Origin of the sequence: Actinomyces lilanjuaniae, from assembly GCF_003606385.1 — a bacterium.
Lineage (GTDB): Bacteria > Actinomycetota > Actinomycetes > Actinomycetales > Actinomycetaceae > Actinomyces > Actinomyces lilanjuaniae.
Genome location: NZ_CP032514.1, coordinates 2,482,419 through 2,503,428 on the forward strand (window position 1 = coordinate 2,482,419; position 21,010 = coordinate 2,503,428).

General features: G+C 68.7%; 19 protein-coding genes and 1 pseudogene. 12 read left to right on the forward strand and 8 right to left on the reverse strand.

Annotation, left to right across the window (positions count from 1 at the left end; translation table 11 throughout):
• Positions 1-59 precede the first annotated feature (59 nt).
• Complete coding sequence (locus D5R93_RS10680; protein ID WP_259390807.1) at positions 60-842, forward strand: NADPH-dependent F420 reductase; 783 nt, start codon at positions 60-62, stop codon at positions 840-842.
• Positions 843-866: 24 nt separating this feature from the next.
• Here D5R93_RS10680 and D5R93_RS10685 read toward each other — a convergent pair whose 3' ends face one another.
• Together D5R93_RS10685 and D5R93_RS10690 are read right to left on the reverse strand one after the other, a co-directional pair.
• Positions 867-1,568, reverse strand: a complete 702-nt coding sequence (locus tag D5R93_RS10685; protein WP_162933929.1) for a hypothetical protein — start codon at positions 1,566-1,568, stop codon at positions 867-869.
• Between the two features lie 506 nt (positions 1,569-2,074).
• Positions 2,075-3,046, reverse strand: coding sequence for a diaminopimelate dehydrogenase (locus tag D5R93_RS10690; protein WP_119836866.1), 972 nt, complete (start codon positions 3,044-3,046; stop codon positions 2,075-2,077).
• Positions 3,047-3,255: 209 nt separating this feature from the next.
• Between D5R93_RS10690 and D5R93_RS14250 the strand changes: the two genes are divergently transcribed.
• The 3 genes from D5R93_RS14250 to D5R93_RS10710 all read left to right on the forward strand — a co-directional run bounded on the left by D5R93_RS14250 (position 3,256) and on the right by D5R93_RS10710 (position 6,651).
• A complete protein-coding gene (locus tag D5R93_RS14250) occupies positions 3,256-3,939 on the forward strand; it encodes a type II toxin-antitoxin system prevent-host-death family antitoxin (RefSeq protein ID WP_243106731.1) in 684 nt (227 codons plus the stop codon).
• A gap of 76 nt (positions 3,940-4,015) precedes the next feature.
• A complete protein-coding gene (locus D5R93_RS10705; RefSeq protein WP_205570047.1) occupies positions 4,016-5,221 on the forward strand; it encodes an MFS transporter in 1,206 nt (401 codons plus the stop codon).
• 200 nt (positions 5,222-5,421) lie between these two features.
• Positions 5,422-6,651, forward strand: a complete 1,230-nt coding sequence (locus tag D5R93_RS10710; protein WP_120205172.1) for an AAA family ATPase — start codon at positions 5,422-5,424, stop codon at positions 6,649-6,651.
• Here D5R93_RS10710 and D5R93_RS10715 read toward each other — a convergent pair.
• Positions 6,629-7,132 (reverse strand): winged helix-turn-helix transcriptional regulator, encoded by a 504-nt coding sequence (locus D5R93_RS10715; RefSeq protein ID WP_162933930.1) that lies wholly within the window; start codon positions 7,130-7,132, stop codon positions 6,629-6,631. The genes D5R93_RS10710 and D5R93_RS10715 overlap by 23 nt on opposite strands.
• A gap of 370 nt (positions 7,133-7,502) precedes the next feature.
• Here D5R93_RS10715 and D5R93_RS10720 point away from each other — a divergent pair, with 370 nt between their 5' ends.
• Both D5R93_RS10720 and D5R93_RS10725 read left to right on the forward strand, forming a co-directional pair.
• Complete coding sequence (locus tag D5R93_RS10720) at positions 7,503-8,507, forward strand: NADP-dependent oxidoreductase (protein ID WP_120205178.1); 1,005 nt, start codon at positions 7,503-7,505, stop codon at positions 8,505-8,507.
• Positions 8,504-9,352 (forward strand): alpha/beta fold hydrolase, encoded by an 849-nt coding sequence (locus D5R93_RS10725; protein ID WP_119836871.1) that lies wholly within the window; start codon positions 8,504-8,506, stop codon positions 9,350-9,352. Before D5R93_RS10720 ends, D5R93_RS10725 begins: the two co-directional genes overlap by 4 nt.
• A gap of 163 nt (positions 9,353-9,515) precedes the next feature.
• On the opposite strand, the gene D5R93_RS10730 is transcribed toward D5R93_RS10725, so the two are convergent.
• A complete protein-coding gene (locus D5R93_RS10730; protein ID WP_243106732.1) occupies positions 9,516-10,034 on the reverse strand; it encodes a GNAT family N-acetyltransferase in 519 nt (172 codons plus the stop codon).
• 262 nt (positions 10,035-10,296) lie between these two features.
• Here D5R93_RS10730 and D5R93_RS10735 point away from each other — a divergent pair, with 262 nt between their 5' ends.
• On the forward strand, positions 10,297-10,878 hold the full coding sequence (locus D5R93_RS10735; protein ID WP_162933931.1) for a DUF4256 domain-containing protein: 582 nt from the start codon (positions 10,297-10,299) through the stop codon (positions 10,876-10,878).
• A 134-nt stretch (positions 10,879-11,012) separates the two neighbouring features.
• Entirely contained in the window at positions 11,013-11,468 is a 456-nt protein-coding gene (locus D5R93_RS10740; protein ID WP_120205182.1) for a prevent-host-death protein, read from the forward strand.
• Positions 11,469-11,750: 282 nt separating this feature from the next.
• Here the strand turns inward: D5R93_RS10740 and D5R93_RS10745 are convergent, their stop codons facing one another.
• Both D5R93_RS10745 and ychF read right to left on the reverse strand, forming a co-directional pair.
• On the reverse strand, positions 11,751-13,244 hold the full coding sequence (locus tag D5R93_RS10745) for an ApeA N-terminal domain 1-containing protein (protein ID WP_243106733.1): 1,494 nt from the start codon (positions 13,242-13,244) through the stop codon (positions 11,751-11,753).
• A 33-nt stretch (positions 13,245-13,277) separates the two neighbouring features.
• The gene (ychF, locus tag D5R93_RS10750) at positions 13,278-14,363 is read right to left on the reverse strand and encodes a redox-regulated ATPase YchF (RefSeq protein WP_120205187.1); all 1,086 of its coding nucleotides are present in this window, start codon (positions 14,361-14,363) and stop codon (positions 13,278-13,280) included.
• 199 nt (positions 14,364-14,562) lie between these two features.
• On the opposite strand from ychF, the gene rmuC reads away from it, so the two are divergent.
• A complete protein-coding gene (gene rmuC / locus D5R93_RS14855) occupies positions 14,563-15,051 on the forward strand; it encodes a DNA recombination protein RmuC (RefSeq protein ID WP_341466821.1) in 489 nt (162 codons plus the stop codon).
• Positions 14,933-15,904: a DNA recombination protein RmuC gene (locus D5R93_RS10755; RefSeq protein WP_341466822.1), complete on the forward strand. Its 972-nt coding sequence runs from the start codon at positions 14,933-14,935 to the stop codon at positions 15,902-15,904. Before rmuC ends, D5R93_RS10755 begins: the two co-directional genes overlap by 119 nt.
• Before the next feature lie 41 nt (positions 15,905-15,945).
• On the opposite strand, the pseudogene D5R93_RS10760 reads toward D5R93_RS10755, so the two are convergent.
• Both D5R93_RS10760 and D5R93_RS10765 read right to left on the reverse strand, forming a co-directional pair.
• Positions 15,946-17,359, reverse strand: a pseudogene (locus D5R93_RS10760) (amino acid permease).
• Positions 17,360-17,778: 419 nt separating this feature from the next.
• Entirely contained in the window at positions 17,779-18,825 is a 1,047-nt protein-coding gene (locus D5R93_RS10765; protein ID WP_120206033.1) for a 4-hydroxy-3-methylbut-2-enyl diphosphate reductase, read from the reverse strand.
• A 102-nt stretch (positions 18,826-18,927) separates the two neighbouring features.
• Here D5R93_RS10765 and xseA point away from each other — a divergent pair, with 102 nt between their 5' ends.
• Both xseA and D5R93_RS10775 read left to right on the forward strand, forming a co-directional pair.
• The gene (gene xseA / locus D5R93_RS10770; protein ID WP_120205189.1) at positions 18,928-20,367 is read left to right on the forward strand and encodes an exodeoxyribonuclease VII large subunit; all 1,440 of its coding nucleotides are present in this window, start codon (positions 18,928-18,930) and stop codon (positions 20,365-20,367) included.
• A gap of 177 nt (positions 20,368-20,544) precedes the next feature.
• Positions 20,545-20,805, forward strand: a complete 261-nt coding sequence (locus tag D5R93_RS10775; protein WP_119836955.1) for an exodeoxyribonuclease VII small subunit — start codon at positions 20,545-20,547, stop codon at positions 20,803-20,805.
• Positions 20,806-21,010: the final 205 nt, after the last annotated feature.

Genomic DNA, 21,010 nt, shown 5'->3' on the forward strand with positions numbered 1-21,010 from the left:
GTGCCTGCTACCCGAATAAATGCGGGTGCATCGCGGGCGGCCCCGCGACACGTCATCGCCTGAAGACCTCAGACCAGCCCTCGCAGACAGGAGCAGACATGCGCATCGGAGTCATCGGAACCGGACACATCGGCAGGACCCTCGCCCAGCGGTTCAGCGAGCACGGGCACGAGGTCAAAGCGGCCAACTCCCGCGGCCCTGAGACGATTCCCCCCGAGGTGACCGAGGCAGGAGCACACCCGGTAACCGTCGCTGAGGCGGTTCAAGACGTTGATGTCCTCGTCCTGTCCGTGCCGCTGAGCGCCGTCCCGGCCCTCGCCCCGGTGGTGTCCAGCCTCCCGGAGGCAGCCACACTCATTGACACCTCGAACTACTACCCGCAGCGCGACGGACAGGACCTCCTCCCTCCCAACCAGGTGGAGAGCGAGTGGGTCGCCTCCCAGCTAGGCCGCCCAGTGGTCAAAGCCTGGAACTGCATCGGCTCAGGCTCCCTGGCTCACAAGGGCCTGCCCTCCGGCTCCCCCGGCCGCATCGCCCTTCCCGTGGCGGCAGACCGCCCCCAGGACCGCGAGCGGGCTACAGCCCTCATGGAGGACAGCGGCTTCGACGCCTACGACGCCGGCCCGATCTCGCAGTCGTGGCGCCAGCAGCCAGGCAACCCCTGCTACTGCACCGACCTCACCCTGGGTGAGCTGCCTGCAGCCCTGGAGGCTGCCGACGCCGAGCGCGCTCCCAGGCGCAGGGACCTCGCCGTTGCCGTGATCCGGGAGAGGATGGGCGACCCCAGGACAAACCCCGACCCGGACTGGGCTATCCGGCTGTCCCGTCTCATCTACCAGTAAGACCCCGGCTGCGCGACAGGTGTCTCAGGCGCCCTCATCCGCAGGCAGAGGACCGAGGAGGAGCTGGGCGGCGAAGGCCACGAAGCCGGTAACGACGAGCATCTCGCCGCCGTCCTCGACCAGCATGAGCGTATCAGCGGCCGCCGAGGTAGGGGGAAACAGCGAGTGCAGCAGGTCTACGCCGACCCCGAACAGGGCCAGCAGCACAAGCAGGCACGCCATCACCCGGTAGATCCACCGCGTCAGAGGCGACCCGCGCCTGTAGCCCGCCCACAGGACTACGCCCACCACGACAGCCGCGAGGGCGTAGACGCCCAGCTCCCCGACGTCCTGTGCCCGCTCACCCATCGCAGGGGGAAACATGCTCCGGACATAGGCCCCTGCCCTCTCGTGGCCCTGGAACAGGTCGTCCAGGAAGAAGCCGACAAACACAGGGACCCACAGCAGCAGCGCCCACAGCCGCCTCACAGCCACCACGCAGCACAGCAGGACCACGACCAGGACATACTTCAGGCCCTGAAAGATTTCCGCGTAGCTCTGGTCCACGTTGATATAGAGCATCCGGTTGCCGGGAAACCAGAACGCCGCGGCGACGTGCAGGAGCACGAACCCCACGTCGAAGCAGACCAAGACGCCGCCCAGGGCTGCTGCCACGTGGCTGCCACCCAACTGCCAGGAGAGGAACTTACGAGTCCGGGAGACAGACCTAGTATCGCGTAAAGCCATCTCGCTCCGCCCTCTCCATATTTCCTACGACGCGCTAGGGACGGGAGCTACTCTACCCAGACTCCCAGACCACTGCTATCTGCCCAGAGTGATCGGTCATGACCGTCTGCACCCGGAGCCACCACGTCCAGTCCTGCAAGACCGGGCCGCCGCAGCGAGCCCACGGTCCTGGTGAGGACGGCGTCAGCGTCGGGCCTGACAACGGTCTCACGAATGTCGCTGAAGACCAGGGCAGACCAGTGTGGACAAGGGCTTGTCAAGCCGCTCACCAAGGGCAGCTCCTCAGGCTGGCCCACCAGCAGCGCGCCAAGAGCGAAGGTGTCGGCTTAGACGACCGCGGCTGGACCTGTCTCGGTGGCCGCCCGGGCGCTCAACCGCACCCGCCACAGGTATCACGCAGCTCCCCGCCCGGCCATGGCAGAAGGTCCTGAGTCCTCGGCTACGCGGCCCTGACTACCCGGTGTGCCGCAGCCCAGGTAGCCCGACCGGGGCCGCTCTCACAGGTCTCACAGGTAGTGGGCGCGCAGGTCCTCCGGGGTCCTCGCGGACAGGTCGGCAAGTGTCACGTCGAAGACGGTACGCGCCCCAGCCTCCCCACGCGCTGCCATCCTCGTGGCCGCACGCCCCATGGCGGCGACCACGGAGCCGGTGAACTCCGGGTTCGAGCCCAGCCGGAGGTCAAATCCCACGCTCGCCGCGACTCCCTCAGAGGTGGTGCCGCGACGTACAACGGTGCCGCCGTGGGGGATACCGCTGTGCTCGGCAGCCATCTCCTCGGCGGTGACAAAGGTGACGGTGGTGTCGTAGTCGGCGAAGTAGTTGGGCATCTCCACGATCTCCCGCTCGATACGGGCCAGATCAGCACCGTCTTGGGCCACGACGTAGCAGTCGCGCCGGTGCATGGAGCGGGTCGTCAGCTCTACCTGCCTGCCCGCCCTGACCGCGGCGAGGGTCTCCTCCACCGGCAGGGTGTACTGCCGGGCATCAAGAACCCCGTCGATACGGCGTAGGGCGTCAGAGTGCCCCTGGGAGACGCCGGGACCCCAGAAGGTCGTCGTCGCCCCTTCAGGCAGGACCGCCTCCCCCAGGACACGCAGCATGGAGAACAGGCCGGGGTCCCAGCCGGTGGAGATAAGCGCCAAGTTGCCTGCCTGCCTGGCGGCGGCGTCCACGGAGGCGAAGTACTCAGGGATACGGGCGTGGGTGTCGAAGGAGTCCACCGTGGTGAAAAGGGCTGCCGTTGCTGGCCCCTGCTGGTCCAGGTCGGTGGCGGACCCCCCACAGTTGAGGCATACGTCGACCTTGTCCGCCCAGCGGGGCATGTCGTCGACGTGGGCCACCGGGGCGCCCTGGGTGGGGACAGAGCCCGGGTCGCGCCGGGTAAAGACGACGACCAGCTCCATGTCGTCGTTCCTGGAGACCGCCTGCTCGGCGCCCCGCCCGAGGTTGCCGTACCCGTTGACCGCGACCCTGATCATGCGTCCTCCTGCTGTGCTCTGCGTCCTCTCACGCCTGTGCTCGGCGCGCTGGCGACTCACGATCCTAGGGACGCACAGCTGCCATCGTGTGACAGCCTCATGTGACGTTGCTGCAGCGCACCACCGTGCGGCCCTCAGCCAGGCTCAGAGGCCCCGCACCGCGCGGAACGGGGTCCAGGCACATGTCTGACATACGTAGTACAGGGTGCATGAGCATGATCACCAAGCGTGACCTCAATCAGCACACTGCTGCCGTGCTCGACCGTGTGGACGACGCCCACGACGTCGTCGTGACCGAGCGAGGCAGGCCACGCTGGCGGGTCAGCGCGGTACAGGACCCCGACACCTCCCTGGCACGCCTGGAGCGGGAGGGACGCTACACCCTCCCGCCCCAGACCCGGCACCATGGCCGCAACGCCCTGGCGGTCCGCAGTACACCGAGGAGGAGGCAGAGGCCCTGCTCCGCGAGCTGCGCGGGGACTGCTAACGTGCCTGCGGTCCTCATCTACCTCGACTCCTCGGTGGCACTGCACACGATCCTGGACGTCCCCGGACGTGAGCGGCTGCAGGTGTGGATGAGTACCTGCGGAGCGACCTTTCTCGCCTCCCGGCTGCTACGCACCGAGGTCGTGCGCGTCCTACGGCGCGTTGGCAGGCCGCCCAGCGACGCCGCACCGCTCCTGGACCGTGTCGGCCTGCTTGAGATCACCCGCGAGACCCACACCGTAGCCGAGTCCATCGAGCGGCACGTCAAGACGCTCGACGCCTTGCACCTTGCGACAGCGCCCCTGGTCGGGGAACCGATCACGACGGCCACGCACGACCCGACGATGAAACTCGTCGCCGAGCACCTGGGCCTGCCCGCCATCGACCCCGTCGGGCAGCAGGTGTGACGCGGCGAGTATCGTCCGCACCGTCGTCGACCCGGGCCGCCCCGTGCCCGCGATCACCCGAGAGAGGCCCCGCTCCGTGTACCTGCTGCTGCTCGCCGTCATCTACCTGGCTTTCGTCAGCCTCGGGCTGCCTGACTCCCTGGTGGGGTCCGGCTGGCCTGTCATGCACGGGGACCTCGGCGTCCCGGCCTCCTTCGCCGGAGGTGTCACCATCATTATCTCGATCGGCACGATCGTGTCCTCCCTGTCCTCGGAACGGCTGACCCGGCGCCTTGGCGCAGGCGTGGTGACGGCGGTGAGCGTGGCGGCCACGGCAGCTGCCCTGCTGGGGTTCTCCACCGCTACACAGTTCTGGCAGGTGTGCCTGTGGGCGCTCCCCTACGGCCTGGGAGCGGGCGCCGTGGACGCGGCACTGAACAACTACGTGGCGCTCCACTACAGCGCGCGGCACATGAACTGGCTGCACAGCTTCTGGGGGGTGGGGGCCTCGATCAGCCCGTTCGTCATGAGCCTGGCGCTGTCCACCGAGGCTGGCTGGCCAGCCGCCTACCGCTCCATCGGCCTTCTTCAGGTAGGACTGGCCGTCGTGCTGGCTGCCAGTCTGCCGCTGTGGCGGCGCGTGGCGACGATGGGTCCTGACCAGCCGACGGAGGAGCCCACCGTCAGCAGCAGCACTAACAGCACCGACAGTACCGGCGACCACGTCTCGCTGCTGACAGCGCTGCGCATCCCCGGGGTCCCCTGCGTCCTGCTCGCCTTCTTCGCCTACTGCGCCTTCGAGCAGACGGCCATGCTGTGGGGCGCCACCTTCTTCGTCTCCGACCGCGGCTTCGAGGCCTCCTCGGCCGCGTCCCTCGGCGCCCTGTTCATCCTGGGGCTAACCGCGGGCCGATTCCTGTGCGGCTTCTTCGCCGACCGCGTCGGGGACCGGGCGCTCATCCGCGGGGGCTTCGCGCTGGGAGCCGTGGGGGCCGCAGTGGTAGCGCTGCCGCTGGGACCCGCCTCCTTTGCCGGGTTCGTCCTGGCTGGCGTGGGCGCGGCTCCGGTGTACCCGGCGATCATCCACTCCACCCCGGCGAACTTCGGGCACCGCAGCTCCCAGACGGTCATCGGCATCCAGATGGCTGCGGCCTACACGGGGTCGACGATCATGCCCCCGCTCTTCGGGATAGTCGCCGGCTGGACGGGCCTGTGGCTGCTGCCCGCCTACCTGCTGGCACTGGCCCTGCTGGGCCTGGTCATGAGCGAGAGGCTCAACCGCGTGACACGGCCCCAGGGCTGATGCGTCCGCCCCAGGGTCCCAGTCCGCACCCATCCGTACCCAGGCGACAAGAACGTCATAGGACACCATGGCACCGTGTTGCCTGTGAACTTTTTGTTGCCTGGAGCCTCGATCGTGCCAGCATGACGTGCAGCAACTGCCGCACTACCCGTACACCGATAAACTTATCAGTCGCCCCGCTCCCCGATAAACTTATCACCATGAGGTCTCCGCTCGACTCGCCGTTCAGCCCCGGCTCCGACACGGTGCCCCAGGTGTGGGCCGGCCGCACCTCCCAACTCGGTGACTGGCGTGACGTCCTGCGCCCACGCCGCGTGGCCGGCATCCACGAGCGGGGCCGCACGGTCCTCGGGGAGGCAGGCTCGGGCAAGTCCTCGCTCGTACGCCGGATCGCCCGCGAGGCCCGGGAGACCGGGGACTGGGTGACGCCGCAGCTGCGCATCCCCTCCGGGACGGACCCCCTCAAGCGGGTGGCCTCCGCGCTCCTGGACCTCTCCTCGCAGGCAGGCCTGGCTGCCGCCCGGGAGCGGCGCATCGCCGACCTCCTGAGCAGGGTAGAGACAGTCGCCGCCTCCGGGGTCTCGCTGTCCGTGCGCGCGCAGGACGGTCCGGAGCCCTACACCGCCCTGACCGACCTCCTGGTGGAGATCGGGCGTGCGGCGATCCGGCACCGTGACGTCATGGTGGTCGTCCACGTTGACGAAGTACAGAACATCACTGACGAGCACGCGCGGTCCCAGCTGCTCACCGCCCTGGGGGACGCGCTCACCTACGAGGAGACCGTCAGTGTGCCCGGCGGCTGGCAGGTGGAGCGCGGACTGCCGATGGCTGTCTACCTCACGGGCCTAGCAGAGTTCGCGGACATGGCAGGTGCCCGTACAGGCGCCACCTTCGCGCGCCGATTCCGCACCACCACCCTGGACGCCATTGACGACGACGCCCTCATGGCCGCGCTCCAGCCCTTCGTTACCGAGGGCTGGCCACTGGCCAGCGGGAGAGGCGGCACCGAGAGGGTGTACATGGAGCCCGCCGCGCAGCGCGCCGTCGTCGAGCTGGCTTGCGGGGAGCCCTTCCTCTTCCAGCTCGCCGGGGAGCGCGCCTGGTACGCGGGCACCGACAACCTCATCACCGCTGGCCACGTGCGGGCCGGATGGCGCGACGCCGCCCCTGAGGCCGAGGCGCACGTACGACGCATCCTGGACCGCCTCCCCGAACGTGAGAGGCACTTCATCGAGACCATGGCCGGGCTCACGCCGCAGGAGCGCAGCCTGACCACCATCGCCCGGGCCATGGGCTACCGGCGGACCACCGATGCGGGCCCCACGGCGCAGCGCCTGGACCTCACCCGCGGGATTATCCGGCGTGGCAGGCACTACCGCTTCCACCACCGCGCTATCGAGGCCTACCTCACCTCGCAGTGGCCCTGGTAGGAGCCGGAGCCACCTCTTCGGCAGCCCCTGCGGGAACGTCGGCAGCCCCTGCGGGAACGACGGAGTCCGCGTCGACACGGTGCCCCCGGGAGCAGGACAGCCCCGCCGTAACGGGGCTCCCGCAGCCGAGGTGGACCGGGGTCGACAGGACCTCAGACACCTTAGGAAGATGCCTGAGCCCCCACTGCTGCAGTGCCGCCAGCACGACCACGAGATCACGACCCTTGGCAGTGAGCACGTAGGCTGACCGCGCCCTGCGCCCTGGGTCCCGGTAGGGCGCAACAGCCAGGACACCGTGCTCGACGAGCTTTCTGAGGCGCGCCGACAGAATGGCACGAGGGCACCCCAGGCTCTCCTCCAGGTCGTTGAACCGGCATATGCCCCGGTGAATATCGCGCAGGATGAGCAGGGTCCACTTCTCACCCACAAGCGCCAGGGTACCCGCGATAGGGCACGAGGACTGGGCTCCAGGAGCGGCCACAGGCACCTCCTTAGAACTGACGACGTCCTGGCTGCTGCACGGTAACGAGGGTGGGCGTGGGAGGAGACGCAAGCATGCCAGGCCTCACGGCCCAGCCGTCAGACGCGTCCACGCCCAGCGCACTCCCGGCTGGCGAGGCCCAGGAGCCTGAGTCTGTTTCTGAGACTCAGGGAGGTTAGCACGTAGCAGGTCGTCGTATCACAGCTGTGTCACAGCCTGTTACGAGAGGGGCGCAGGTCGGCGCGCAAGCGGCGTCGCAATTGACAACCCAGGCAGGACTATCTAGGTTCAGTTTACGTACTTAGATATCCAGGCAGCACCCGCCAGGGAGCTCGATCGGCACCCAGCACGGACAGGAGCGCATACAACAATGAAGGCATACGCCCTCACGTCCTACCGCGACGGCGGGACGCTTGAGTGGCTGGACGTGCCCAGGCCGACGGCCGGGGCCGACCAGGTAGTTGTCGAGGTCCGTGCAGCCGGCCTCAACCCGCTGGACCGCATGGTGGCTGCCGGGCAGTTCCGGCAGCTCATCCCCTACCGGCTGCCGCTGGTCCTGGGGCAGGAGCTCGCTGGCGTCGTCACCGAGGTCGGTCCCAAGGTCCACGACGTCGCGGTCGGCGACCGCGTCTTTGCCCGCCCCGACATCAACAGGATCGGCACCTTCACGGAAGCGATCGCGGTTGACGTCGCCGACACCGCCCCTATGCCAGCCGGACTCAGCTTTGCCGAGGCGGCCTCGCTGCCACTGGTCCTGCTCACGGCCGTCCAGGCGTTCACCGAGAAGGCGCAGGTCAGGCCGGGGGACAAGGTCTTCGTCCAAGGCGGCACCGGCGGGCTCGGCTCGGTCGCCGTCCAGGTGGCCAAGCACCTGGGTGCGACGGTGGCGACAACGGTGAGCACCAGCAACGTCGAGCTGGCCCGCAGCCTCGGGGCGGACGTCGTGGTGGACTACCGCACCCAGCGCTACGAGGACCACGTCAAGGACTATGACGTCGTCCTCGACACCCTGGGCAGGGACGAGACCCTGCGCTCCATGAAGGTGCTGAGGTCTGGCGGCACCATGGTCTCGGTTGCCGGGGCACCTGACCCCGAGCTCGCCGCCCAGCTGGGCAGGCCCTTCCTGGGACCGGTTATGTGGCTGATGAGCCGCAGGGCACGACGGGCCGCCAGGGCGCAGGACGCTATGTACAGGTTCCTCTTCATGCGCGCTGACGGCAGCCAGCTGGCCCGGCTCACTCCCGCGATCGAGGCGGGCAGCATCAGGCCGCTGGTGGGCCACACCTTCGAGCTTGGTCAGCTGGAGCAGGCCATGGCCCTGCTAGCCTCCGGGAAGGCCAACCCGGGTAAGATCGTGGTGGAGGCCAAGCCGTGAGCACGCTCAGGCTCTTTGACGGCCCCTACGCTGACGCACCGGTCGAGCATGTCATAACCCCTGCGGGCACGTCCTTCGCCTACCGAGCGGTCGGCTCCGGGCACGCGACACCGCTACTGCTCCTGGTCCACCTAGCCGCCACGCTGGACGGCTGGGACCCGTTGGTGGTTGACCAGTGCGCGCAGGACCGTCCGGTCATCGCGGTGGACTACCCCGGCATGGGTGGCTCCTCGGGAGCCGCGCCGACCACCGTCGCCGGGATGGCGGAGAGCGTCATCACCTTCCTGGACGCAGCCGGACTTGAGCAGGTGGATATCCTCGGACTCTCGCTCGGCGGGTTCGTCACCCAGCAACTGCTGCTGGCCCATCCGCACCGGTTTCGCAGGGCGGTACTGGCTGGCACCGGCCCAGCGGGAGGCAGGGGCATCACCAGGGTGCCGACCCTGACCTTCCAGGCCATGGCGAAGGCCGCCGCGACCCGGAAGGATCCGCGCCACTACCTGTTCTTCCCCCCAGCCGCCTGGGACAGGGCCGACGAGTTCCTGGAGCGCGTCTCCAGGTTCAGGCACCCTGACAGGCCCGCCCGGGTACCGGGCCTCCTGCGTCAGCTCGTGGCCGTCTACCGCTGGGGCCGACAGGCGCCGCAGGACCTGTCCGCGCTCACCCACCCGGCCCTCGTGGTCAATGGCGACCAGGACCTGATGGTGCCTAGCCCTAACACCATCGACCTGGGACACCGACTTCCCGCAGCCAGGCTCGAGGAGCTCTATCCCGGGGCCGGCCACGGCGCCGTCTTCCAGGAGCCTGGGATCTTCTCCTCCCAGGTCAGGGAGTTCCTGGGGTAGCACCCGCTCCTGGCACCTGTCGTCTTGTCCGCGTCTGGTTCCTGCCCACAAGGACGTACGGGACACGTAGATCGGGCAGCAGCACGGCACCGCTCAGCAGCACCCACGGCACCGGGGCCGCAGAGTCGGCCCGGCGGTCACAGCGCTGACATGCCCACAGCGCTCACAGCTCCTTGAAGTACCTGGCCACTGGCCATCGCGTGTAGCCCACCGCCTCGTAGGCAGCGCGCGCCGAGGCGTGGCCCGCGTCCCCGCCAGTCTCCACCATAACCATGTGCATGCCAGCCTCACGGGCACGGCTGTGCGCGCGCTCCATCAGCGTCCGCCCGACCCCCTGGCGCTGGTAAGCGGGATCGACGCAGAGGATGTAGACCTCTCCCATGGAGTCCTCCGGGTGGATACGGGTACATACCCAGCCCGCAGGCTCCCCGCCCACCAGGGCGACGTCACAGGCCTGCGCCTCCTGGTCGAGCACCTGGGCCAGGTCCGAGCGCTGGCGCGCCTCCCAGCCCTGCGGCCAGAAGCTGTCGTACACGAAACGGGGGACGACCCCGGTAGCGATATCCCCGCTCATGGCCTCGAAAACCGGCGCCCAGGCGCGGATTGACAGGTCGAGCAGCTGGTCGCGCATGACGGGGTCGTAGGGGACCACGCGTGCCCCCGAGGCCTTCACACTTCTCACCCCGGAATGCTACCGCACCACGTCGTCGGGTCCTCGTCGGCTCCTCGCAGCCCGGCGAGGTGGAGCGCACCCCGACTTTACAGGTGTCAATGAACGGGTGGGGCAGCGCGAGACTCCACCTACCTCATCCTCCCGGGGACGCGGCCGCTGTGACCCGGCGAGCGTGCCCCGTGCCTGGCGGGACCACAGGGACGGCCCCGCGCCCGCGTCTCTGCCAGCAGGCCGGGGAGGCGGCTAGCCTCAGCAGCATCCACCACATGACATGAGCACGACACAGGGGACAATGAGCTACCTGCCCGCAGACCACGACGAAAGGGACGGCGTGATCGAGACTCTCAGGGCGCGGTTCGAGGCGCACCCGCACCGGCACGCGGGCATCTCCTGGGACGACGTCGCCGTGCGTCTGACCGAGCACCCTGAGACGCTGAGGGCGCTCAGAGGCATGGAAGAGACGGGAGGCGAGCCCGACGTCGTCGGCTACGACGCCAAGGCGGACGCCTTCCTCTTCTACGACTGCGCAGCCGAGACGCCTGCGGGCCGACGCAGCCTGTGCCTCGACGAGGAGGCGCTGCGCTCGCGCAGGAGGAACCCGCCGCAGGGCAGCGCTGTGGGCCAGGCAGCCTCAATGGGCGTCGAGCTCATGGGCGAGACGGAGTACCGCCACCTCCAGAGCCTCGGGGAGTTCGACCTGAAGACCTCATCCTGGCTGGCCACCCCGGCAGACGTGCGCGCCCTGGGCGGGGCACTGTTCGGGGACCGACGCTTCGGCCGGGTCTTCGTCTACCACAACGGCGCTGACTCCTACTACGGGGCGCGCGGCTGGCGCGGTGTCCTGCGGGTATAGCGGGGGTGGCGGCGGGGCACCAAGCGTCCACCTATGCCTGAAGTGATCCAAGCGGACCGGGGTAGAGAGGTGACGACACCAGTATGCTCGCCCGACCCCTGGACTTCCGAATACGTTCCGAACACCATGGAGGCATGACCGGCACGGCAGATGCTCCCACGCGTACCCGGCGCTCCTCGGACCTGAGCAGGTACTCTGCCGAGGCCGAGGACCACCCCGTCGCGGTAACCCGTCGTGACGGTGAGGCGCTGGTTCTCATGTCGCAGCGCGAGGCCGAGGGCCGCGCACGATTGCTGGACCTCGCCGCACGGCTGATCACGGTGGTCCTGGAGGACACGGGCACGCTCGTCGAGCGCATGAGCCGGGCCTTCCCGTGGATGCTCGCACTGTCGCCGACAGACCGCGAGACCTGCGCGCAGGACCTGATCGACGCCGCGCGAGCCTCGTTGTCCACCAACCAGCCGCACCTGGCAGTCTCTGAGCTGACCTCGTGGAAGGAGACCGCCACAGCCGTTGCTGCGGGCCTGGGCCGCACTGACGTGGAGTGGCTGGATGAGGACAGCGGGCTCGAGCCCGTCGAGCGTCCCTGATCGTGGCGGCAGCCAGGAAAAGTGCCGCCCGAATCTGGTACTACGTCGACGGTCGCACGGTCTACCGCGAGCAGGTGCACACGAGTCATCCAAACGAGACGAAGTAGCCATCAAAGGAGCCACACGACGGATCAGCTGCGTCTTCCTACTGGACCCGTAGTGGAACCCGCAGACCGAGGAGCGGCGGCCTACCGCACCCGCCACATCGGCCAGCACAGGTCGGTCACGGTCTGTGGCCAGCCTGAAACGCGCTGTGTTCTGGGCTGCGCTCGAGCCCGGTTCTCATGAGGGAGCCAGGCACCTCCGAGCCCGCTCGGCGGCACCGCGGAGGTCCGGGTGATACTGCACGATCTCCCTCTGGCGCTCAACTGGCAGCCCCAGCTCGTTCAGGACGTTGAGAAGCACGATGACCGTTGTCACATCGACAACAACGACGAGTTCTTCAAGACTGTGCTTCGGCGTGCTGCCCTCGTGTGCGAGGTCGTTACGAGCCTTTACCGCCCTGCCCGCCCAGTGACCGGCATCCGGAACCAGAAGGCCGACAACGCCATGGTCAAGACGCCCAGCAAGCTGTTGAAGCCGGTCCCGAAGCGTCAGGTCGTTACGAAACGCTGACTTAAACCGCTCTCGATACTCCTCTGGCGCCTGCTCAAGAAGCGCCTTACGCACCTCTTTGAACTCCTTGTCCGGGAACGGCCTCTCCCCGACGCCGAGCCTGCGGTGCAGCACCTCGGCAGCACCCACCGCCGCCAGGAGCCTGTTCTCGACAAAGGAAGTCGAGCCGTACCGCATCCCCATAATCATATTGATCGCCGGCAGCAGCCGCTCGCGAACCTCGCACCAACGAGGCAGGATCTCCTCGAAGGGGAGCGAGTCGCAACTGAACAGGATCCGCCGAGCATCGACAGCCTTGGAGTCATGGGCACCGACCGCGAAAGGGGCGTACAGAAGATCGACGCCGCAACGAGACCTTGAGCGACCGCTCAGCGAACCTATCTCACCGTCAGCAGGCTCGAGACGGACCCACAAGACGCCAGCCGCCTGGTGGGTCGCCAGCGCGACCAGGTACTGGACCAGACTCACCTTCTCCAGCACCGACTTCAGTGAGAACGGTGACTCAGGGACGACTCTCATCGACACCGAGTCGCGTATCCGCCCAATCGCCTCGCCCTTGCGCCAGTCCATGAACGGGGCTGTGTACCGGTGCGACAAGCAGAAGGTGGTCCCGTCGTCAACCACGACCGACTTCTCCTCCACCGGACTGACCGAGATACTGCCAGTCCCGTCAAGCCTGTCCCCATCACAGCCCAGGCCCCATTCCAATGCTGAGGTCCCTGCCCAGCTCACCATGTCCTCGACCGACATCTCAGCGGCAGAGAACGCAGCGTCGTCCCAATCACTGGCATGCACCCCGACAAGCGCCGCATCCACGACGATGGCCTGCGTGTCGGGGCTGTCGACGCGAGCAAGAAACGTCCTCCTGCTTCTCAGCGGGCTGCACCCCAGCAGGGTGATCTCCCGGTTACCCGCCGCACCGTGCACAACGTCCCAGGAGTCTCGAACTCCATGATGAACGACCGTCCTACCTGGGGCCGGATGCGACATCACCCGATCCTCGAACGTGCCGATCAGGGACAGCGCCAGGTTGCCATCGCCATCGTAGCGGAGCGTACCTGGCACCCTCTCCTCCGGCTCCTCCGGCAGCCACCAGTAACCCACCCACTCTGAGGATTCAGCGAGCCTGAGAGGACCACCAGACACGACCGGTCTCTCCACGCTACGTCACTCCGTTTCTCGCGCGTCAGCAGCTCACACGTTGAACCGGAACTCCACCACGTCGCCGTCGGCCATGACGTAGTCCTTGCCCTCCATGCGCACCCGCCCGTGGGCGCGGGCCTCAGCCACCGAGCCGTACTCAACCAGCTCGTCATAGGAGACCACCTCGGCCTTGATGAAGCCCCGCTCGAAGTCGGTGTGGATGACGCCAGCCGCCTGGGGTGCCGTAGCTCCCTTGGGGATGGTCCAGGCGCGCGACTCCTTCTCCCCCGCCGTCAGGTAGGTCTGCAGCCCCAGGGTGTCAAACCCCACCCGCGCCAGCTTGTCCAGGCCTGACTCCTCCTGACCGCTCTCACGCAGCAGCTCCGCTGCCTCCTGCGGCTCCAGCTCGACAAGCTCGGCCTCGAACTGGGCGTCCAGGAACACCGCCTCCGCTGGCGCCACCAGCCCGCGCAGCTCGGCCTGGCGCGCCTGGTCGCTCATGCCCTCGTCGTCCATGTTGAAGACGTAGATGAACGGCTTAGTGGTCATGAGCTGGAAGCTGCGCAGCACGTCGCGGTCCAGCCCGGCCGCCTCTGCCCCGGCCGACAGCAGGCTGCCCTCCCCCAGGACCTCCAGGGCGGCCTTGGCGGTCTCCAGCACCACGGCCTCGGTCTTCTTGCCCCGGACCTCCTTCTCCAGGCGCGGGAGAGCCTTCTCCAGAGTCTGGATGTCAGCCAGCACGAGCTCGGTGGCGATAGTCTCGATGTCGCTGGCAGGGTTGACCTGCCCGTCCACGTGGACCACGTCAGGGTCGGCAAATGCACGGGTCACCAGGCAGATCGCGTCGGCCTCACGGATACTGGCCAGGAACTGGTTGCCCAGTCCCTCCCCCTCGCTGGCGCCGCGCACGATCCCGGCGATGTCCACAAAAGAGACGGTGGCGGGCACCACCCGCGCCGAGCCGAACATCTCGGCCAGCCGGTCCAGGCGCGGGTCCGGCAGCGGCACGACCCCGACGTTGGGGTCGATCGTCGCAAACGGGTAGTTCGCGGCCAGGACGGTCGCGCGGGTCAGGGCGTTGAACAGGGTGGACTTGCCCACGTTGGGCAGCCCGACGATTCCAATGGTGAGTGCCACGCCCCGGAGTCTAGGCCAGGCCCCACCCCGAGCCACAAACGACCAGCCCCGCCACGTCTGCACACCTTCAGCCGGACCCGCCCCACTCCACCCCGATCTTTCCTGATCCTCGGCCGGGCCTGGCCTTGTCACGGCACCTACGACGTGCAGCACGGACCAGGACTGAATTCATGTCAGTGACCCGTGGTGCACTATACCCATGACTATCTCTGCCGGGTCCCTCGTGATCCTCCTGCTCCTGGTCTGCGCCACCAGCCTGGCCCTGGGCTACACCCTGGCCGTGGCCCGCATCTCCGTCCGCCGCTCCCAGCACGACCCCAGGCAGGACTCCCGGCACGAGGAGACCGCCCGTCTCCAGGTGGAGGCGGCGTCCTGGCGCGCCCGCGCCGAGGAGCTCTCCGCTCGCGCCAGCCTGGCAGAAGAGCGCGCCGAGCGGGACGGGGCGGTGCTGCGCGCCCTGGCCCCGGTCCGCAGCCAGCTGGAGCAGGTCGGCGCCCGCGTGGAGTCCCTGGAGAAGCAGCGTGCCCAGCAGCACGCCGCCCTGGCCGAGCAGCTGCGGGAGACCGCTCGTGCCGAGCGGGACCTGCAGCGCACCACGACCTCCCTGGAGGGGGCACTGCGCTCCCGGTCCGCCCGCGGGATGTGGGGGAGGTCGAGCTGGCACGCATCCTGGAGGCCTCTGGGATGATGCGGCACGTGGACTTTGCCGAGCAGCGCACCGTAGGCTCGCTGGTCCAGCAGCGCTCAGGCAGGCCTTCCAGCGCCGACGCCCCTCGTCCCCTTCCCACCTGGAAGGCGCGGAGCTCGCCCGGCCCGACGTCGTCATCCACCTGCCGGGCGAGGGGTACCTGGCCCTGGACGCCAAGGTACCCATGGACTCCTACCTGGAGGCCGCCAGGCTAGGAACAGCCACCCAGGAGGAGCAGGACCGCCGCACCGCTCTGCTCACTGCCCATGCCAAGGCCCTGCGCTCCCACGTCGACCAGCTCGCCTCCCGCCGCTACGATCGCGCGCTGGGCAGCTCGCCTGAGATCGTCGTCCTCTTTGTCCCGGCCGAGCCAGTCCTGGCCGCAGCTTTGGAGACGGACACCTCCCTGATGGAGCATGCCCTGGAGCGCGGGGTGGCACTGACCTCCCCCGCCTCGCTGCTCGCCCTACTGCGCACCTGTGCCACTGCATGGGCACGCACCGCCGTCAACGACGACGCCCGGGACCTGCTGGAGCTGGGCCGCACCCTGTACGACCGGCTGAGCACGCTCGCCCGCCACCTGGACGACCTGGGCCGGGCACTGCGTCGTAGCGTCAGCGCGTACAACAAGACCGTGGGGTCCCTGGAGAACCGGCTGCTGGTCACCGCCCGGTCCCTGGAAGTCGTGGGAAGTGAGCCGCACTCGCCGACCCCGATCGGTCCCGACGAGGCCCAGCTCCGCTCCCTGACCGCAGCCGAGCTCTCAGGAGCAGATCAGCAGGAAGAAAGCCAAACGGCAGAAACGTACAGCAGGGAGGTTGAGACCAGAGCAGACAGGGTCGTAGAAGAGTGAAGACCACAGCCTCACCCCCCGCCCATCACTACAAGACCGACTCACCGATCACCGCTGCCCGCCTCGACCCTGACCCCGGATACGTCCACCTGCTCCAGAGGCACCACACGGGACCCGGTTACCAGACGGTGCCCCAGCCAGACCAGGAAGAATACCGGCAGCCCGATGTAGGAGGACAGCACCCGTACCACCTCCCCTGGAAGACCGCCTCATAGTTCTGCCCCAGGACCACCGCCACGCACAGGGTGAAGGCCACAACCGGCCCAGGGGAAACAACGGCGCACGGTAGGGCAGGTCAGCCGGATCGTTACCCTGGAGCACGTAGGCGCGCCGGAACCGCAGGTGGCACACGGCGATCCCCAGCCAGACCATGAACCCGGACAGAGCGGACACGTTGAGCAGCCAGGTGTAGGCCGTGTCCTGCCCCACCACCGCGGTGAGGAATCCTGCGCCACCCACCGCGGCCGTCGCCCCCAGGGCACGCACCGGCACGCCCCGGCGGTTGACATAGGCAAACCAGACAGGCGCCTGTCCCTGCAGGGCCATGGAGTGCAGCATCCGGGTGGAGGCGTACAAGCCCGAGTTGCCCGCGCTGAGCACCGCAGTCAGGATCACCGCGTTCATCACCGCTGCTGCCGCAGCGATCCCGGCCCGGGCAAAGACCAGTGTGAACGGCGAGTAGGACACGTCCTCGGTCCCAGTGCGCAACAAGTTGGGGTCCGTATAGGCCACCAGGGTTCCCACCACCGCGATCGCCCCGATGTAGAACAGCATGATCCGCCAGAACACGGTGCGGATGGCGCGCGGCACGTCACGGCGCGGGTCACGGGCCTCACCGGCTGCCACTCCCACCAGCTCGGTGCCCTGGAAGGAGAAGCCGGCGATCATGAACACCGAGACCACCGCCAACGCTCCCCCGTGAAAGGGCGCGTCCCCCACCGTCCAGTTACTCAGCCCCTCGCTGTGGCCCCCGATGATCCCCACAATCATGGCCACACCGGCCACGAGGAACACGATGACCGTGACCACCTTGACGGCCGCCAGCCAGAACTCCCCCTCGCCGAAGGCTCGTGCCGACAGCGCGTTGAGACCGGTCAGCAGTGCCAGGAACAGCGCCGCCCACACCCAGGAGGGGACACCAGGCAGCCAGTAGGCCATGACGATCCCCGCTGCGACCAGCTCAGCCGCCACCGTGATAGCCCAGTTGAACCAGTAGTTCCACCCCATCGCGAACCCGAAGGAGGGACTGACAAACCGTGTGGCGTAGGTCTGGAAGGAGCCTGCCACCGGGACGTGCGCCGCCATCTCCCCCAGGGACTGCATGAGCAGCAGCACCATGAGCCCTACGGCCGCGTAGGCCAGGACGGCGCCCCCTGGCCCGGCCTGGGACACCGTGGCGCCCGAGGCCACGAACAGTCCCGTACCGATCGCCCCGCCGATGGCGATCATCTGCATGTGGCGGTTGGACAGGCTACGCCTGAGCCCACTGTCGTCAGGCGCAGGAGACTGGCCGGGAGAGCGGGTGCCAGCAGGGGCTTGGCCGGAAGCGGCCGTCACGGCGTCAGGTGTCTTGGCAGCGGACTTGTGTGAGGCGGGCGCCGACGTCCCGGGGCGGTGCGACATCACCCAGACAGTAGCACCTGCGCCAGGGCGCTAGCGCCAGCAGCCGCAGATCTTCGAGAGTCCCAGGGGCACAGGACAGCCCGAGGCCTGGAAGTCGTCTCTGACGACAGGGCCTCCGAGAGGCCCGCAACCCGGGAGACTCTCACCGGCACACCGCGCCCACTAGGCAGAGCACCTACGGGGCACCGTGGTGGTCTACACAGGGGCGGTCATGACCCTGGCACCAGGCAGAGCACCTACGGGGCACCGGCTCAGCAGGTGTGGTCCGCTACCGGCTGACGGCGCCCGTGCAACGGCTGCCCTCCCGTCGCGCCCGCTGCGGCCTTGAGGTCAGCACGCAGGTTCTTCGGCAGGGAGAAGGAGATCTTCTCCGTGGCGGTCCGCACCTCCTGCACGTCGGTGAAGCCAAGCTCGGCCAGGCGGTCGATGACCTCGCGCACCAGGATCTCCGGCACGGAGGCCCCCGATGTCAGGCCCACGGTCTGGACCCCCTCCAGCCACGCCGGGTCGATCTCCGCGGCGTAGTCGACCCGGTGCGAGGCGGCAGCCCCCGCATCCAGAGCCACCTCCTTCAGGCGCACCGAGTTGGAGGAGTTCCCCGAACCCACAACGATCATGAGGTCAACCTGGGGGGCGATCTCCTTGACCGCCGCCTGCCGGTTCTGAGTGGCGTAGCAGATGTCGTCCCCGGGCGGGTCGGTCAGCGCGGGGAACCGCTCCCGCAGGAGACGTACCGTCTCCATGGTCTCGTCCACGCTCAGGGTGGTCTGACTGATCCACACGACCTTCTCCGGGTCGCGGACGGTGACCTGGTCCACCTCGTGGGGACCATTGACCACCTGAATATGGTCGGGCGCCTCCCCCTGGGTCCCCTCGACCTCCTCGTGGCCGGTGTGCCCCACCAGGATGATGTCGTAGTCGCCCTTGGCGAAGCGCACCGCCTGCTTGTGCACCTTGGTCACCAGCGGGCAGGTCGCGTCAATGGTGTCCAGGTTTCGGGCCGCCGCCTGCTCGTGCACCGCCGGGGAGACGCCGTGGGCGGAGAAGACCACGCGCGCGCCCTCAGGCACCTCATCAGTCTCGGAGACGAACACCGCGCCCCTCCGCGACAGGGCCTCTACCACGTACTTGTTGTGGACGATCTCCTTGCGTACGTAGATGGGTGCGCCGTAGTGCTCCAGGGCCTGCTCGACGGCGTCAACCGCCCGGTCCACCCCGGCACAGTAGCCCCGGGGAGCAGCCAGCAGCACCTTCCTGCCCTGCTGCCCGGAGCCGGGCCGAGGCGTCTGAGCAGCCACAGCCGGGTCGTTCGTCCCACGTGTCACGGTCACGTCCCCACTGTGCCACAGGGCCACCCACAGGTGCAGTGACAGACGTGGCACAGTGACGGACGTGGCACAGTGGGGCACGTGACGTCTCACCCTCCTCACCCGCCGTCCAGCGGCCCCACCGCCTCAGGCCCCGCCTCGGCGCCTACTCAGCCTGCCAGCCCCTCCGGCCGGGCCGACTCCCTCAGCCCCTCCGGCCGGGCCGGCCTAGCCACAGGGGCGCGCGAGCTGGCGCCCCGCGCCAACCTCACCACTGCGGACAACCCGTGGCCGCTGCGGCTGCTGTCGTCCAAGATCGAGGAGTACGTCTCCCGCATGACCGAGGTGTGGGTGGAGGGCCAGGTGGTCCAGCTCTCCCGCCGCCCCGGAGCACGGATGGTCTTCCTCACCCTGCGTGACACCGACGCCGACGCCTCCATGTCAGTGTCGATGTACGCCCGCGCTCTGGACGCCGTCCTGGCCCGTAGCGGCGCCCAGCTCTCCGAGGGCGCCCGCGTGGTGGTCCACGCCCGGCCGGTCTTCTGGACCAAGCGTGGTTCCCTGCAGCTCCAGGCCGATGACGTCCGCCCCGTGGGGGTGGGCGACCTCCTGGCACGCATTGAGCAGCTGCGCCGACTCCTGGCCGCCGAGGGCCTTTTTGACGCCGAGCGCAAGCAGCCCCTGCCGTTCCTGCCCCGCCGGGTGGGCCTGGTGTGCGGGCGGGCCGCCAAGGCTAGGGACGACGTCCTGGTCAACTCCCGGCTGCGCTGGCCTGGTCTTCCCTTCGAGGTCCGTGAGGTCGCCGTCCAGGGCAGCCAGGCCGTGCCTGAGGTCACCCGGGCCCTGCGCGAGCTCGATGCTGTAGAGGACGTTGACGTCATCGTCGTCGCCCGCGGCGGCGGGGCTGTGGAGGACCTTCTGCCCTTCTCCGACGAGGGCCTGGTACGTGCCGCCGCCGCCTGCCGTACCCCGTTGGTCTCCGCGATCGGCCACGAGACCGACTGCCCCCTGCTGGACCTCGTGGCCGACTACCGAGCCTCTACCCCCACCGACGCCGCCCGGCGGATCGTACCCGACCTGTCCCAGGAGACTTCCGGCCTGGACTCGGCCCGTGAGCGCCTGCGCTCCCTGATGACCACGCGCCTGGACGCCGAGCAGACCGCCCTGGACCAGCTGCGTGCCCGCCCGGTGCTGGCTGAGCCCACCTCGATCGTCAGCGTCCGCCTGAGCGAGCTGGACCAGGCCCGCGACCGGCTGCGTCGTGCGCTGAGCCACCACCTGTCCCTGGCGGCGGCGGACCTGCGGGCCGAGCACGCCCGCCTGACCGCCCTGTCCCCCCAGGGCGTGCTGGAGCGCGGCTACGCGATCCTGCGCACCCCAGGGGGCACGGTCATCACCGGCGCCGAGGACATCAAGAAGGGCGACCTCATTGAAGGCATCCTCGCACGCGGCCGCATGGTGGCCCAGGTCGTCGGGGCGACCAGGCCAGTCGGCAGCCCCGGGACCACCGGGAGCAATGGCGAGGAGGAGTGAGCCGCGCAGCGAACTGGTCAGATAGGGAAGGCAGACAGCGGGAACTACAGGAACCGGGCTGGCCACCTGCCGTGACGTGCGACAATCGGGGGCGTGAGCACTGAGCCGTCTTCCACGTCACCCTCCCAGACCAGGGGAGCCTCCGACCCGTCGCCGCAGTACGACCAGGCCGACAACCTGTCTGGTGGCACGCCTGATGACCTGCCCAGCGATGTCGCCACCCTGACCTATGAGCAGGCCCGGGAGGAGCTGGTCGCCGTCGTCGGCCGTCTTGAGGCGGGCTCGGTACCGCTGGAGGACTCCCTGGCCCTGTGGGAACGGGGCGAGGCCCTGGCCCAGCGGTGCCAGGCCTGGCTGGACCAGGCTCGCGCCCGGCTGGCCGCCGTGGACAACCGCGCAGCCAGCACACACGAGGGCGTCTCCGAGCCTCCGCAGTGACCTGCGACTCCGAGGCTGCATCGCTGCACCGGCTGCCATGCCGCCAGCCGTCCTGCCAGCCGCGCCCTCACAGCACCAGCCACCAGCCCAAACCGGAGCGGCCAAGACACCCCGTCGGGACGACGATGTCGCTAGGCTGTGCCTACCTGCCCGCCACGACGCACCATCGAACCCCGGTCCAGCACGAAGGAGTCAGCATGACCGC

Excerpts from the sequence above, each read along its gene's own strand:
- D5R93_RS10685 (WP_162933929.1), bottom strand. The coding sequence starts at position 1,568 with ATGGCTTTACGCGATACTAGGTCTGTCTCCCGGACTCGTAAGTTCCTC.
- D5R93_RS10690 (WP_119836866.1), bottom strand. The coding sequence starts at position 3,046 with ATGATCAGGGTCGCGGTCAACGGGTACGGCAACCTCGGGCGGGGCGCC.
- D5R93_RS14250 (WP_243106731.1), top strand. The coding sequence starts at position 3,256 with ATGAGCATGATCACCAAGCGTGACCTCAATCAGCACACTGCTGCCGTG.
- D5R93_RS10710 (WP_120205172.1), top strand. The coding sequence starts at position 5,422 with ATGAGGTCTCCGCTCGACTCGCCGTTCAGCCCCGGCTCCGACACGGTG.
- D5R93_RS10720 (WP_120205178.1), top strand. The coding sequence starts at position 7,503 with ATGAAGGCATACGCCCTCACGTCCTACCGCGACGGCGGGACGCTTGAG.
- D5R93_RS10735 (WP_162933931.1), top strand. The coding sequence starts at position 10,297 with ATGAGCACGACACAGGGGACAATGAGCTACCTGCCCGCAGACCACGAC.
- D5R93_RS10740 (WP_120205182.1), top strand. The coding sequence starts at position 11,013 with ATGACCGGCACGGCAGATGCTCCCACGCGTACCCGGCGCTCCTCGGAC.
- rmuC (WP_341466821.1), top strand. The coding sequence starts at position 14,563 with ATGACTATCTCTGCCGGGTCCCTCGTGATCCTCCTGCTCCTGGTCTGC.